Annotated in this window: 11 protein-coding genes and 1 tRNA gene; 8 read left to right on the top strand and 4 right to left on the bottom strand. The window is 70.6% G+C overall.

What is annotated here, in order from left to right; genetic code table 11:
* Nucleotides 1-9: 9 nt before the first annotated feature.
* A tRNA-Met gene (locus ASF49_RS07490) sits at nucleotides 10-86 on the top strand.
* A 61-nt stretch (nucleotides 87-147) separates the two neighbouring features.
* Here ASF49_RS07490 and ASF49_RS07485 read toward each other — a convergent pair.
* Nucleotides 148-981, bottom strand: coding sequence for a 3-keto-5-aminohexanoate cleavage protein (locus ASF49_RS07485; protein WP_056470046.1), 834 nt, complete (start codon nucleotides 979-981; stop codon nucleotides 148-150).
* Between the two features lie 140 nt (nucleotides 982-1,121).
* Between ASF49_RS07485 and aroQ the strand changes: the two genes are divergently transcribed.
* On the top strand, nucleotides 1,122-1,565 hold the full coding sequence (aroQ, locus tag ASF49_RS07480) for a type II 3-dehydroquinate dehydratase (protein WP_056470043.1): 444 nt from the start codon (nucleotides 1,122-1,124) through the stop codon (nucleotides 1,563-1,565).
* Between the two features lie 2 nt (nucleotides 1,566-1,567).
* Here the strand turns inward: aroQ and ASF49_RS07475 are convergent, their stop codons facing one another.
* Nucleotides 1,568-2,560, bottom strand: coding sequence for a DUF808 domain-containing protein (locus tag ASF49_RS07475; protein ID WP_056470040.1), 993 nt, complete (start codon nucleotides 2,558-2,560; stop codon nucleotides 1,568-1,570).
* Nucleotides 2,561-3,104: 544 nt separating this feature from the next.
* On the opposite strand from ASF49_RS07475, the gene ASF49_RS07470 reads away from it, so the two are divergent.
* From ASF49_RS07470 to ASF49_RS07450, 5 genes are all read left to right on the top strand, one after another.
* A complete protein-coding gene (locus tag ASF49_RS07470; protein WP_056470038.1) occupies nucleotides 3,105-4,433 on the top strand; it encodes an MFS family transporter in 1,329 nt (442 codons plus the stop codon).
* A 210-nt stretch (nucleotides 4,434-4,643) separates the two neighbouring features.
* Nucleotides 4,644-6,302 (top strand): acetolactate synthase large subunit, encoded by a 1,659-nt coding sequence (locus tag ASF49_RS07465; RefSeq protein ID WP_056470035.1) that lies wholly within the window; start codon nucleotides 4,644-4,646, stop codon nucleotides 6,300-6,302.
* A 60-nt stretch (nucleotides 6,303-6,362) separates the two neighbouring features.
* On the top strand, nucleotides 6,363-7,835 hold the full coding sequence (locus ASF49_RS07460; protein WP_056470033.1) for an NAD-dependent succinate-semialdehyde dehydrogenase: 1,473 nt from the start codon (nucleotides 6,363-6,365) through the stop codon (nucleotides 7,833-7,835).
* 162 nt (nucleotides 7,836-7,997) lie between these two features.
* The gene (locus ASF49_RS07455; protein ID WP_056470030.1) at nucleotides 7,998-9,848 is read left to right on the top strand and encodes an ATP-binding protein; all 1,851 of its coding nucleotides are present in this window, start codon (nucleotides 7,998-8,000) and stop codon (nucleotides 9,846-9,848) included.
* Nucleotides 9,845-11,197, top strand: coding sequence for a sigma-54-dependent transcriptional regulator (locus tag ASF49_RS07450; RefSeq protein WP_335338454.1), 1,353 nt, complete (start codon nucleotides 9,845-9,847; stop codon nucleotides 11,195-11,197). The genes ASF49_RS07455 and ASF49_RS07450 overlap by 4 nt, the downstream gene beginning before the upstream one ends.
* Nucleotides 11,198-11,373: 176 nt before the next feature.
* Here the strand turns inward: ASF49_RS07450 and ssb are convergent, their stop codons facing one another.
* Together ssb and ASF49_RS07440 are read right to left on the bottom strand one after the other, a co-directional pair.
* Nucleotides 11,374-11,952 carry a single-stranded DNA-binding protein gene (gene ssb, locus ASF49_RS07445; protein ID WP_056470026.1) on the bottom strand — a complete coding sequence of 193 codons (579 nt, stop codon included), beginning with the start codon at nucleotides 11,950-11,952 and terminating at the stop codon, nucleotides 11,374-11,376.
* Between the two features lie 206 nt (nucleotides 11,953-12,158).
* On the bottom strand, nucleotides 12,159-13,175 hold the full coding sequence (locus ASF49_RS07440; RefSeq protein WP_056470025.1) for an NADP-dependent oxidoreductase: 1,017 nt from the start codon (nucleotides 13,173-13,175) through the stop codon (nucleotides 12,159-12,161).
* Nucleotides 13,176-13,343: 168 nt separating this feature from the next.
* Here ASF49_RS07440 and ASF49_RS07435 point away from each other — a divergent pair, with 168 nt between their 5' ends.
* Nucleotides 13,344-13,742 carry a DUF4174 domain-containing protein gene (locus ASF49_RS07435; protein ID WP_056470020.1) on the top strand — a complete coding sequence of 133 codons (399 nt, stop codon included), beginning with the start codon at nucleotides 13,344-13,346 and terminating at the stop codon, nucleotides 13,740-13,742.
* Nucleotides 13,743-13,792 lie beyond the last annotated feature (50 nt).

Below are 13,792 nucleotides of genomic sequence, written 5' to 3'. Positions count from 1 at the left end.
CACAGGTGGCGCGGGGTGGAGCAGCCCGGTAGCTCGTCAGGCTCATAACCTGAAGGTCACAGGTTCAAATCCTGTCCCCGCAACCAATACACAAAGCCCAACCATACAAAGCCCGCCCCGGTGAAAACCAGGGCGGGCTTTGGCCGTTCAGGCCTCCGGCAGGCCCAGGACAATGCGCGCTTCCGCGGGCGTCGCGACCCGACGACCGTGGCGCGCGACCCTCTCGGCCGCCAGGGCGACGAGCTCGGCGTTTCCGCTGGCGAGCCGCTCGCGGGTGATCCGGATGTTGTCCTCGAGTCCGGTCCGGACGGCATCCGCTCCGCGGGCAAGGGCCCAGTCCATCACCTCCGCCTGGTGCCGGCCGATCCCGGCGGCCGTCCAGGTCGCCTTCGGGAGGATGCGCCGCATCTCGCCGAGCATGAGGTCGAGGAGGCGCGGGTCCGCCGGCATCGCGTTCTTGACCCCCATCACGAACTGCACGTGCGGGCGATCGTCGATCAGCCCGGCCTCGACGAGGCGCAGGGCGCCGTGGAGATGGGACAGGTCGAAGATCTCGATCTCGGGGCGCACGCCGAAGCGCTTCATCTGGCCAGCCAGGTCCGTCACCAGCGTGGCGGGGTTCTCGTAGACGATGGTCGGGAAATTGACCGACCCGGTGGAGAGCGAGGCCATGTCGGGGCGGTGCTGCAGGGACAGGCCCCGGCTCGCCGGATCGCGTCCGCGCCCGCCCGTCGAGAACTGGACGATCAGGCCGGGGCAATACCGGCGCAGGCCGTCCTGCACGGCGGCGAAGCGGTCTGGGTCCGAGGACGGTGTCTCGTCGTCGTTGCGCACGTGGACATGGGCGAGGGTGGCGCCGGCGGCATAGGCCTCCCGGGTCGAGGCGATCTGCTCGGCCACGGTCACCGGCAGGGCGGGATTGTCGGACTTGCGCGGCACCGAGCCGGTGATCGCGACGGCGACGACGACGGGCGCGTTCATGGGGTCTCCTCCTGTGGGGGCAATTGTCGGTGCCCCTCCCCGCCCGGCATGGCCGGCAATGGCGGCGACCGCAAGCGGGGGCGCCTCAGGCGCGACCGGACCCTTTCCGGACCCGCGCTCCGGCCTTATGACGGGACACCATGAGCGACACGATCCTGATCCTGAACGGCCCGAACCTGAACCTGCTCGGACAGCGCGAGCCGCACATCTACGGGCACGAGACGCTCGCGGACGTGGAGAGCCGCTGCCGGACCCTGGCGGCGAGCTTCGGCCTCGCCCTCGCCTTCCATCAGAGCAATGCCGAGCACCAGCTCATCGACTGGATCCAGGCCTACCGGGTCGACTCGGCCGGCATCGTGATCAATGCCGGCGCCTACACCCACACCTCGGTCGCGATCCTCGACGCGCTGAACGCCTGCACGGTGCCGGTCATCGAGTGCCACATCTCGAACGTGCACCGGCGCGAGGCCTTCCGGCATCATTCCTACGTGTCGCTCGCCGCCACGGCGGTGATGGCGGGCTTCGGCACGCACGGCTACGAACTCGCCATCCGGCACCTCGCCCACCTGCGCGGCGCCCCGTAGGCTCAGGCGGTCTTCGTTCGCAGGCGGGCCACGCGGTTCCAGGCCGGTGCCAGAACGAAGCTCGTCACCGGGATCAGCGCCGCACCGACCACCAGGCCGACGAGGCCGGAGCCGGCGGCGGTCACGAGCCACTCCACCGTTCCGGCGAGGGGTCCGGCCGCGCTCGCCGCCCCGGCCGCCGCCGCGTGGATGGCGTGCCCGATCTGCGGCAGGCCGTAGGTCTCCAGCCCGTGCACCAGGATGCCGCCGCCGACCCAGATCATCGCGGCGGTGCCGACGATCGCCAGGATCTTGAGGAAGCCCGGCATGCCCTTGACCAGCGCGCGGCCGACGCCGCGCACGAGGCCGCCGAAGGCCGAGCGCGACCCGTTGGCCGCCATGGCGACGCCGGCATCGTCCGCCTTCACGATCAGGGCCACGCCGCCATAGACCGCCACCGTGATTCCCACCGCCACCACGGCGAGGACGGCGGTCTTCATCCAGATGGAACCCTCGGGCAGGGCCGCGAGGGTGATCGCCATGATCTCGGCAGACAGGATGAAGTCGGTCTTGATCGCGCTGGAGACCTTCTGGTCCTCCAGGGCCTGGGCGTTGCCGGCCGCCCCATCGCGCGCGGCCTCGTGGGCGTGGGCCCGGTGCGGGAACAGCGCCTCGTAGACCTTCTCGCTGCCCTCGTAGCTGAGATAGGCGCCGCCGAGCATCAGCAGGGGCGTGATCGCCCAGGGCGCGAAGGCGCCGAGCGCCAGGGCGGCGGGCAGCAGGAACAGCAGCTTGTTGCGCAGGGATCCCAGGGCGATGCGACCGACGATGGGAAGCTCGCGCTCGGCGGCGAAGCCCACGACGTAGCGCGGCGTCACGGCGGCATCATCGATGACGACGCCGGCCGCCTTCACTCCGGCGCGGCCCGCCTGGGCCGCGACGTCGTCGAGGGAAGCCGCCGCCACCTTGGCGAGACCCGCGATGTCATCGAGAAGCGCGATCAGTCCGATGCTCACGGGACACCCCTGCCTGCCGAGCCACAGTCCCCGCGCGGAATGGCGCGGCGAGCTTGGCCTTTACAGGAGACGAACGAGCGGGGGATTTGATCCCTTGTCGCCGTCGATGCCCTTGTCGCCGTCGATGGCTTTGCCGCCGTCGATGCCGCCGGCAGACCCTCCTCGCGCCTGGTCGTCGGCGATCGTGCCGACCCCGGAAGGCCCGAGCCCGGGCGGAGCGGTCCCTGCCGTCCGGCCTGGCGGATCGGGAGGGCGCGCCGGCGATGAGCGCGGATCGGGTTCGGCGACGGCCTTTAGCGGAAATCCGCCGAAGGCCGGCTTCGGATCGGCGGATGTCCGCCGATACGGGCTTTCTCGTCTTCGCTTAAGATACTGATTAAAAAGCGTTTCATGGATTTTTTCGACCTGGCATCAACGTTGCCGAAGCGGTTCTGCGCATCTTGATGCCGCTGCCCGCAAGAGGCCGAAGGTCCGGGGACGGTGAAGGTGCGTCGATCCCGCTCCGCAGCGGCGCGGGATGAAATCCAGAGACGGGAGAACGCACATGAATACGGCTGCAACCGCGATGCTGGGGGCTGTCCCAGCCGCCGAGACGTCGGACCGCCAGAAGATCAAGGCCATCTTCGCCGCCTCCTCCGGCAATCTCGTCGAATGGTATGATTTCTACGCCTACGCCTTCACCTCGATCTACTTTGCCTCTGCATTCTTCCCGAGCAGCAGCCCGACCGGACAGCTCCTGGCCACCGCTGGGATCTTCGCGGTCGGGTTCTTCATGCGTCCCCTGGGCGGATGGATCTTCGGCCGCATCGCCGACCGCCGGGGCCGCAAGTCGTCGATGGTCTTCTCGGTCCTGTTGATGTGCGCCGGCTCGCTGATGATCGGCCTGCTGCCGACCTACGAGAGCATCGGCGTGCTGGCCCCGGTGCTGCTCCTGGTGGCGCGCCTGGCACAGGGGCTCTCCGTCGGCGGCGAGTACGGCACGGCCGCGACCTACATGAGCGAGATCGCCGGAAACGGCCGCCGGGGCTTCCTGTCCTCGTTCCAGTACGTCACCCTGATCGGCGGGCAGCTGCTGGCGGTCCTGGTGGTGTTCGCACTCCAGCACGCCCTGACCGGCGAGGAGATGCGGGCCTGGGGCTGGCGCATCCCGTTCCTGATCGGCGCCGCGGCCGCCATCGTCGCGATGATGCTGCGCGGTTCCCTGAAGGAATCGATCTCCCACGAAACGATGAAGAGCAAGGAGGCGGGCTCGCTGCGGGCGCTCCTCCAGCACAAGAGGGCGCTGCTCATCACGTTCGCCTTCACCATGGGCGGGTCGCTCTACTTCTACACGATGACGACCTACATGCAGAAGTTCCTGGTCAACACGGTGAAGCTGGACCTCAAGACGGTCTCGACCGTGATGACCCTGGCGCTGGTCGTGTTCATGCTGCTCCAGCCTCTGTTCGGCATCCTCTCGGACCGGATCGGGCGGCGCAACAACATGATCCTGTTCAGCGGGCTGGCCACGCTCGGCGCGGTCCCGCTGCTCTCCTCCCTGTCGCTGGTCACCAACCCCTATGCGGCCTTCGCCCTCATCCTGGTCGGCCTCGTGATCGCGACCTTCTACACCTCGATCAGTGGCGTGGTGAAAGCGGAGCTGTTCCCGGCCGAGGTGCGCGCGCTCGGCGTGGGCCTGCCCTACGCCATCGCCAATGCCATGTTCGGCGGGACGGCGGAGTACGTGGCCCTGTCCTTCAAGTCCTACGGCAACGAGACCCTGTTCTTCTGGTACGTCGCCGCCATGGCGGCCGTGGCCTTCGCCGCCTCGCTCTGGATGCCCGACACGCGCAAGTACGGCTACCTCGACGGCAACGGCCGGATGAGCGGCTGAGCGCCACCGCGCCGGTCCGACGACGCGCCGGTGCCGGGCCCACCCGAGGCGGGTGGGCCCAGGAAGGCCGTCGCGCCAAGGTCTGAGAAAACCGGCCGGCGAGGGTTCAGGCGCATCGCCGGCTCGTGCCACGGCCGTCACCGGGCATCGTCGCACCGATCCCGGCCGTGCAATCTTCGAAATCGACACAGCTCTGAACTGGAGAAACCCATGCCGAAAGGCTCCGATCTGCTGGTCCAAGCCCTGGAGAACGAGGGGGTCGAGCGCATCTTCGGCATCCCCGGCGAGGAGAACCTCGACATCGTCGAGAGCCTGCGCAACTCCAAGATCGCGTTGATCCTGACCCGGCACGAGCAGGCCGCCGCGTTCATGGCCGCGACCTACGGGCGCCTCACCGGCAAGCCCGGCGTCTGCCTCGCGACGCTCGGGCCGGGCGCGCTGAACTTCTCCACGGGCGCCGCCTACGCGTATCTCGGCGCCATGCCGATGCTCATCATCACCGGCCAGAAGGGCATCCTGAAGGCCCGCCAGGCCCGCTTCCAGATCGTCGACGTCATCGCCTCGATGAAGCCGATCACCAAGATGGCCCGCCAGATCGTCTCGGCCGCCTCCATTCCCACCATCGTGCGCGACGCCTTCCGCGTCGCCATGGAGGAGCGGCCCGGGCCGGTCCTCCTGGAACTGCCCGAGGACATCGCGGCGGAGGAGGCCGAGCCCTACACGGTGCCGCGCCACCCGATCGACATCCCGGTCGCGCACCCCTCGGCGATCGAGCGGGCCGCCGAGATGATCGTCGCCGCCAGGCGGCCCCTCGTCATGCTGGGGGCCGCCGCCAGCCGCCCGCGCTCCACGAGCGACCTCGGCGGCTTCGTGCAGCGCACCGGCATCCCGTTCTTCACGACGCAGATGGGCAAGGGCACGGTCGCGCACGGGACCGAACTCTACATGGGGACCGCCGCCCTGTCGGAGCGCGACTACGTGCACGAGGCGATCGACGCGGCCGACCTCATCATCGCCATCGGCCACGACACGGTCGAGAAGCCGCCCTTCTTCATGGGGCAGGCCGACCAGAAGGTGCTGCACGTCAGCTACACCTCGGCCAATGTCGAGGAGGTCTACTACCCCGATGCCGAGGTGGTGGGCGACCTCGGCCCGACCCTCAAGCTCCTGGCGGACCGGATCGAGGGCCGGCTGCCGAATGCGGGCGCGCTGCTGCCCCTGCGGGAGCACATCCTCGGGCGGATCGCCGACCGGGCAGACGAGGACCGCTTCCCCGTGACCCCGCAGCGGCTGGTGCGCGACGTGCGCCGGGTCATCCCGGAGGACGGCATCGTCTGCCTCGACAACGGGATGTACAAGATCTGGTTCGCGCGCAACTACCGCACCTACGTGGCCAACACGCTGCTCCTCGACAACGCCCTGGCCACGATGGGCGCGGGCCTGCCCTCCGCCATGATGGCCGCCCTGCTCCATCCGGAGCGCCGCGTCATGGCGGTGTGCGGCGACGGCGGGTTCATGATGAACAGCCAGGAGATGGAGACCGCCGTCCGGCTGAAGCTCAACCTCGTCGTCCTGATCATCGACGATTCCGCCTACGGCATGATCCGCTGGAAGCAGGCGGTCGACCGGTTCGCCGATTACGGCATGACCTTCGGCAATCCGGATTTCGTGACCTATGCCGCGTCCTACGGCGCGACCGGGCACCGGGTCGAAGCGGTCGAGGACCTGGAGCCGACCCTGGAGAAGGCCTTCCAGGCCGGGGGCGTCCACCTCGTGGCCGTGCCGATCGACTACTCGGAGAACACCCGCGTCCTCGTCGAGGAACTGCGCGCCAAGGTGAAGAACCCGCACGCCGCCCCCGCCGGCTGACTCCGCCGCCCGAATCCCTCGCCTCCCGCTTCGCGACCTTCCTGCGAAAGGCCTTCCGTGATGCCCGACACCGAGACCCTCGCCCTGAACGACCCGAGCCTGCTCGTCGATGCCTGCCCGATCGGCGCGGACTGGTCGCGCGCCGGCCCGGACCCGATCGCCGTGACGAACCCGGCGACTGGGGGCCTCCTCGCCCACGTGCCGAACCTCGGCGCGGAGGAGACGCGACGGGCGATCGAGGCCGCGCACGCGGCCTTTCCGGGCTGGCGGGCGAGGACCGCGGGCGAGCGCGCCGCCATCCTGCGCCGGCTCGCCGCGCTGGTGAGCGAGAACGCGGAGGACCTCGCCCGCATCCTCACCGCCGAGCAGGGCAAGTCCCTCGCCGAGGCGCGGGGCGAGATCGCGATGTCGGCGGCCTACGTCCTGTGGTTCGCCGAGGAGGCCCGCCGCGTCTACGGCGACGTGGTCCCCTCGCCCTGGCCCGACCGGCGGATCCTCGTCACCAAGGAACCGGTTGGCGTGGTGGCGGCGATCACGCCCTGGAACTTCCCGTCCTCCATGATCGCCCGCAAGCTCGCCCCGGCCCTGGCCGCCGGCTGTCCGATCGTGATCAAGCCCGCCGCCCAGACGCCCCTGTCCGGCCTCGTCTGGGGCCTCCTCTGCGAGCGGGCCGGGGTGCCCGCCGGCCTCGTCTCGATCCTGACCGGGTCGGCGACGGGGATCGGCGGGGCGATGACGGGCAACCCGCTGGTCAAGAAGATCACCTTCACGGGCTCGACCGGGATCGGCAAGCTGCTGATGGGGCAGGCCGCCGGTACGGTGAAGAAGGTCTCGATGGAACTCGGGGGCAACGCGCCCTTCATCGTCTTCGACGACGCCGACCTCGACCGCGCGGTGGCGGGCGCCATGGCGTCCAAGTTCCGCAATTCGGGCCAGACCTGCATCTGCACCAACCGCTTCCTGGTTCAGGACGGCATCCACGACGCCTTCGCCGCGCGGCTCGCGCGGGCGGCCTCGGCGCTCAAGGTCGGAAACGGCATGGAGGACGGGGTGGAGCAGGGGCCGGTCATCGACGACGCCTCCGTCCGGAAGGTCGAGGCGCATATCCGGGACGCGACGGAAAAGGGCGCGCGCGTCCTGGCGGGCGGCCGGCGCCATGCGCTCGGCGGCACGTTCTTCGAGCCCACGGTGCTGGTCGACGTGGTGCCGGGCATGGACGTCGCCAAGGAGGAGACCTTCGGACCCCTGGCGCCCATCTTCCGGTTCCGGGACGAAGCGGAGGCCGTGCGGATGGCCAACGACACCGAGTTCGGCCTCGCCTGCTACTTCTACACCCGGGATCTCGGCCGGGCCTTCCGGGTCTCGGAGGCGCTCGAGTACGGCATGGTCGGGGTGAACGAGGGCATCATCACCACCGAGGTGGCTCCCTTCGGCGGCGTGAAGGAATCGGGCGTCGGCCGCGAGGGCGGCCATCAGGGGATCGAGGACCACCTGCACACCAAGTATGTCTGCGTCGGTGGCCTCGGCGATTGAACCCGACCCCGGCCGCCTCGCGCCACGACGGCGGCCGGGGGCTGGATCGATCGCGATCCGCGACGCTATATCGATGCCGCAGCCCCCGCCGGACGGCGCGGGTTCGACGCGGTGCCCGCCATGTCCGACGACGTCCGCTCGGTCCGGTCAGGAGCCCGACCGATGAAACGCATCACCAGCCTCGCCGGGGCGGTCCCGCGCCGAATGACCCGGGCGGGTTCGGTGCTCAAGTCGATCTGGCTGTGGCGATGGATCCTGGCGGCCGTCACGCTGGCCGCCACCCTCGTGGTCTTCGGCCTCTCCCTCGAATCCGGTCTCGACCTGGCACGCCGGCAGGCCCGTCAGCGCCTCGTGATCGCCGAGGCCGTGCTGCGCGCGGCGATCGCCCGGTACGAGTACCTCCCGACGGTCCTCGCCCTCGACACGCAGGTGCAGGCGCTCCTCGCCGACGTCGACGCGCCGGACCGCGTCGCCGCCGTCAACGCCAAGTTCGCGGCGATCGCGACGGCCTCCAACGTGGCCGCCATCTACCTGATGGACCCGGACGGCCTGACGCGCGGCGCGAGCAACTGGAACCAGCCGCTCAGCTTCGTCGGGACGTCCTACGCGTACCGGCCCTACTTCACCGCGGCTAAGGCCACGGGGGTCTCGCACTACTTCGGCATCGGCACCACCACCGGCGTCCCCGGCCTGTTCATCGGCAAGGCGGTTCCGGGCGCGGACGGACGGGTCGCGGGCGTGGTCGTGCTCAAGGTCGACCTGGAGGGCCTGCCGAACGAATGGCGCGAGGCCGGCGAACAGGTCCTGGTCTCGGATGCCGCCGGCGTCGTCTTCCTGGCCAGCGAGCCGGCCTGGAAGTACCGCCCGCTCCATCGCGTCGGCGCGGCCGAGGCGGCTCGCATCCGTGTCGAGCGGCAATACGGCGACAGTGCTCTCACGCCGCTCCTGGATCAGGATCGGGATCCCGCCGGCATGATCGACCTGCCGACCGGCGACGGGACCGTCGGCGGGCTCGTGGAGCGCACCGCGCTGCCCGAGTTCGACTGGACGATCTGGTACGTCGCGCCGACCGGCGCCACCCTCCGTCAAGCTGGGCTCGCGGCGCTGGCCGCCGGGATCACCTGCCTCGCGCTCGCCTTCGCCCTCGCCGCGCGGAGCCAGCGGCGGCGGCGGCTGCGCAGCGAACAGGCCATGCGCCTAGCCCTGGAGCAGCGCGTCACGGAACGCACCCGGGAGCTGAGCGCCGCCAACGACCGCCTGCGCAGCGAGATCGCGGAGCGGGAGCGCACCACCGCCGCCCTGCGGTCGACCCAGGACGAACTGATCCATGCCGGGCGCCTCGCCGCCCTGGGACAGATCTCCACGGCCATCAACCACGAGATCAACCAGCCGCTGGCGGCCCTGCGCACCTTCCTCGCCAGCACCGCGGTGTTCCTGGAGCGCGGCGACGGCGCGACGGTGCGGCGGAACCTGGAGCGGATGACCCAGGTGACGCAGCGCATCGCCGAGATCATTCGGCACCTGAAGGCCTTCGCGCGCAAGACCGGGACGGAACACCGCGAGGCGGTCAAGCTTCGCGCGGCGTCGGAGGCCGCCCTCGACCTGCTCCAGGCCCGCATCCGGGCGGAGGCCGTCACGGTCACCTGTACGATTCCGCCCGAAGCCCTGGTATGGGCCGAGCCGATTCGCCTGGAGCAGGTCCTGCTAAACCTGATCGTCAACGCCCTCGACGCGATGCAGGACGCGCCCGAGCGTCGGCTCGATTTGACCGCGGCGCGCGAAGCGGGTTCCTGTTGGCGCCTCGCGGTCGCCGACAGCGGCGGCGGGATCGCCGAGGAGCACATGGGGCAGGTCTTCGATCCCTTCTTCACGACGAAGTCGGCCGGCGAGGGGCTCGGCCTCGGCCTGTCGCTGTCCTCGCTGATCGTCCGCGACCTGGGCGGCAGCATCGCCGCCGCGAACGGCGCGCGCGGCGCGGTGCTCGCCATCGTCCTGCCCGCGGCGGACGCATGAACGCGATGGCGGGCCGGGCGACGCGGGTCCTCTTCGTCGACGACGAGGAGACGGTGCGCGAAGCCCTGCACCAGTGGCTCTCGCTCGCCGGTTTCAAGGTCTCGACCTTCGCGGAACCGCGGGCCGCGCTCGGCCTGATCGATGCGGGCTTTCCGGGCATCCTCGTCAGCGACGTGCGGATGCCGGGGACCGACGGCCTCGACGTGCTCGAACGGGCGCTGGCCCGCGATCCGGACCTGCCGGTCCTCCTCGTGACCGGGCACGGGGACGTGCCGATGGCGGTCGAGGCGATGCGGCGCGGCGCCTACGACTTCATCGAGAAGCCCTTCGTCCCGGAGCGCCTCGTCGACGCCATCGGCCGCGCCTGCGAGAAGCGACACCTGACGCTGCGCCTGCGCAGCCTCCACGTCGTCGACGACGCGCAGGGCATCGAGAGCCGCCTCATCGGCACGTCGCGCGTGATGGAGACCCTGCGGCGCGAGGTGCTCGACCTCGCCGCGACGCCCGTCAACGTCGTCGTCAACGGGGAGACCGGCTCCGGCAAGGAATTGGTGGCGCAATGCCTCCACGCCTTCTCCGGCCGGCGGGACGGCCGCTTCGTGGCCGTCAATTGCGGGGCGATTCCCGACACGATGATGGAGAGCGAGCTGTTCGGCTTCGAGGCCGGCGCCTTCACGGGAGCGCTGAAGCGCCGGATCGGCAAGCTCGAATACGCTCATCGCGGCACGCTCTTCCTCGACGAGATCGAGGCGATGCCCCTGGCGGGCCAGGTCAAGCTCCTGCGGGTGCTGCAGGAACGCAGCCTGGAGCGTCTCGGCTCGAACACGGCGGTGCCCGCCGACCTGCGCACGCTCTGCGCCAGCAAGGTCGACCTGCGCGCGCAGGCCGCGACCGGGCAGTTCAGGGCCGACCTCTATTATCGTCTCGGCGTCGCCGAGCTGCGGATCCCGCCCCTGCGGGAGAGGCGGGAGGACATCCCGCTCCTGTTCGAGGTCTTCGCCGCCCGCGCCGCCGAGGCGCACGGGCGGACGATGCGTCCCCTGAGCGCCCGGCTCCTGCAGGAGATCGTGGCGCGCCCCTGGCCCGGCAACGTGCGGGAGTTGCGCAACGCGGCCGAGCGCCACGCCTTCGGCCTCGATCAGCAGGACGGGCCGCTGGACGCGACGGCAGCCGGGCCGCAGTCGCTGGCGACGCGGGTCGAGGCCTACGAGCGGGACCTGATCCGGCAAGCCCTGCAGCAGGCGCAGGGAAACATCACCGAGATCATGCGGCTGCTCGATCTTCCCCGGCGTACGCTCAACGAAAAGATGCAGCGCTACGGGCTGAGCCGCGCCGACTTCACCGAGTAGACGGTATCCGGCGGGCGTATCGGAGCCGTGAACGCGCATCGGCGGGCCGCCCGCGAAGCGCGCCCGAATTCGCCCCCGTCCTGATCCCGCGCCACGATCCGTAAAGAAGGTCAGGGTGACGACCCTGACCTCAATGGGCATTGCGATCCGGGTGATCGTTCCGGTTCGGCCCAATCCTAGAACGGGATGTCGTCGTCGAGGTCGAAGTTCGGCTTGGAGCCGCCACCGCCACCGCCGCCCGAGGACGGCCGGCGCTCGCCGCCGCCACCCGAGGAACGGCCGCCGCCGTAATCCCCGCCGCGGTCGCCGCCGCGTCCGCCACCACCGCCACCGCCGCCGAAATCGCCGCCCCGGCTGATCTGGCCGCCGCCCTCCTCGTCCATGCCCATCTCACCGCCGCCGCTGCGGCCGTCGAGGAGGGTCAGCTCGCCGCGGAAGCGCTGGAGCACCACCTCGGTGGTGTACTTCTCGACGCCGGACTGGTCCGCCCATTTGCGGGTCTGGAGCTGGCCCTCGATATAGACCTTCGAGCCCTTGCGCAGGTACTGCTCCGCCACGCGGGCGAGGTTCTCGTTGTAGATCACCACCGAGTGCCACTCGGTCTTCTCCTTGCGCTCGCCCGACATCTTGTCCTTCCAGGACTCCGATGTGGCGATGCGCAGGTTGACCACAGGATCACCGGAGGCGAGGCGCCGTGTCTCGGGGTCGCGCCCGAGATTGCCCACCAGGATCACCTTGTTCACGCTGCCGGCCATGCCGCTCTCTCCTACCGATCGATCTCACTGCGCGCTGCGGCCCCGAACGACCGGGACGCCGCCCTGTCATGGGCCTCTCGGGCCCCGGCGGCAATCGCGGTCGGCGGGCTGTCCCCGTGACTCTCAGGGAATCGGGGGGACTCGCATGTTCTATCTTTGTTCTGTTCTGGGGGCAAGGCGCCCCGGAGGCGCGCCCTGCCCTTCGCTCAGCGGATGCGGACGATGAGCTTGCCGAAGTTCCGGCCCTGCAGCAGGCCCGCGAAGGCCTCCGGCGCGTTCTCCAGCCCGCCGACGATGTCCTCGCGATGGACCACGAGGCCGTCGCGCAGCCACGCTCCGACCTCGCGCAGGAACTCGGCCTCCTGGGCGGCGAAGTCCCAGACGATGAAGCCTTGGACATGCAGGCGCTTCGACAGGATCGCGCGCATCAGCACCGGCACCCGGTCCGGTCCGGGCGGCAGCTCGGTGGCGTTGTAGCCGGAGACGAGGCCGCAGACCGGCATCCGGGCGAAGTTGTTGAGGAGCGGCAGCACCGCGTCGAAGACCGCGCCGCCGACATTCTCGAAATAGACGTCGATCCCCTCCGGGCAGGCGGCGGCCAGCGCGTCCGGAAAATCCTCGGCGCGGTGGTCGATGGCCGCGTCGAAGCCGAGCGTGTCGCGCAGGAAGGCGCATTTCTCCGGGCCGCCCGCGATGCCCACCGCCCGGGCGCCCTTCCGCCTGGCGATCTGGCCGACGAGGGAGCCCACCGGGCCGGTGGCCGCGGCCACCACCACGGTCTCGCCGGGTTTCGGCTGGCCGATGTTGAGGAGGCCCGTATAGGCCGTCATGCCGGGCATGCCGAGGATGCCGAGGGCGGTGGTGACGGGGGCGGCCTCCGGATCGAGGCGGCGCAGGCCGCGCCCGTCCGAGACGGCGAAGTCCTGCCAGCCGCCGAAGCCCACCACGGTCTCGCCGACCCGAAAGTCGGGATGGCGGGACTCGATCACCTCCGCCACGGTGGCGCCCACCATGGTGTCGCCGATCGCGACCGGCTCGGCATAGGATTTCGCCGCGCTCATGCGCCCGCGCATGTAGGGGTCGAGAGAGAGGTAGCGGTTGGCCAGGAGCACCTCGCCCTCCTTCGCCACCGGGACCCGGCCCTCCTCCAGCCGGAAGTGGGAGGCGTTCGGCTCGCCGTGCGGACGGGCGGCGAGGACGATGCGGCGGTTCACGTGGGTCATGGCGAATTCCGGAGTGTTCGCGAGGTGCGAGGGGCGTGCGGCGGGCAGGCGCCCGGTCGGGAGGTTCCCCGACAGATGGGACGGCCGCGGCCGATGACAATTCCGCGCGGGACCGCGTGCCGCTCCGGCGCGTTGTCCCGGATCGGTGAACGGCACGGGAGTTCGGCGATGGCGCGCGGTTGGCGGATGGTCGGGGCGATGCTCGCCGGCGTCACGGCGGCTCAGGCGGCGGAGAACCCGCTCGCACGCGACCGCTGGTCGTCGCGCGTGCTGGTGATCTCCGCCCCCGAGCCCGGCGATCCGCGGGTGGTGGCCCAGCGTGCCGAACTCGACAGGGCCCGTGCCGGGGCGACGGAGCGCGACCTCGTCATCCGCGAGGCCTTCGGCGACACCGCGGAGGCGCGGCGCCTGCGCGCCGCCCTCGGCCTTCCGGCGGACGGCTTTCGCGTGGTGCTCGTCGGCAAGGACGGCGAGGCCAAGCGGACCGGGACCGCGCCGATTCCGGCCGATGCGCTGTTCGAGACCATCGACGCGATGCCGATGCGTCGGGGCGAGCGAGGGCGCTGAGCGCCGGGCGGTCCGGCCACCGAGGCGTGGCGCATCGACCGGCATAGGAC

Source organism: Methylobacterium sp. Leaf104, assembly GCF_001422885.1.
GTDB lineage: Bacteria > Pseudomonadota > Alphaproteobacteria > Rhizobiales > Beijerinckiaceae > Methylobacterium.
Note: the sequence above shows the minus strand (reverse complement) of the source record. Positions and strands in the feature narration are given on the sequence as shown.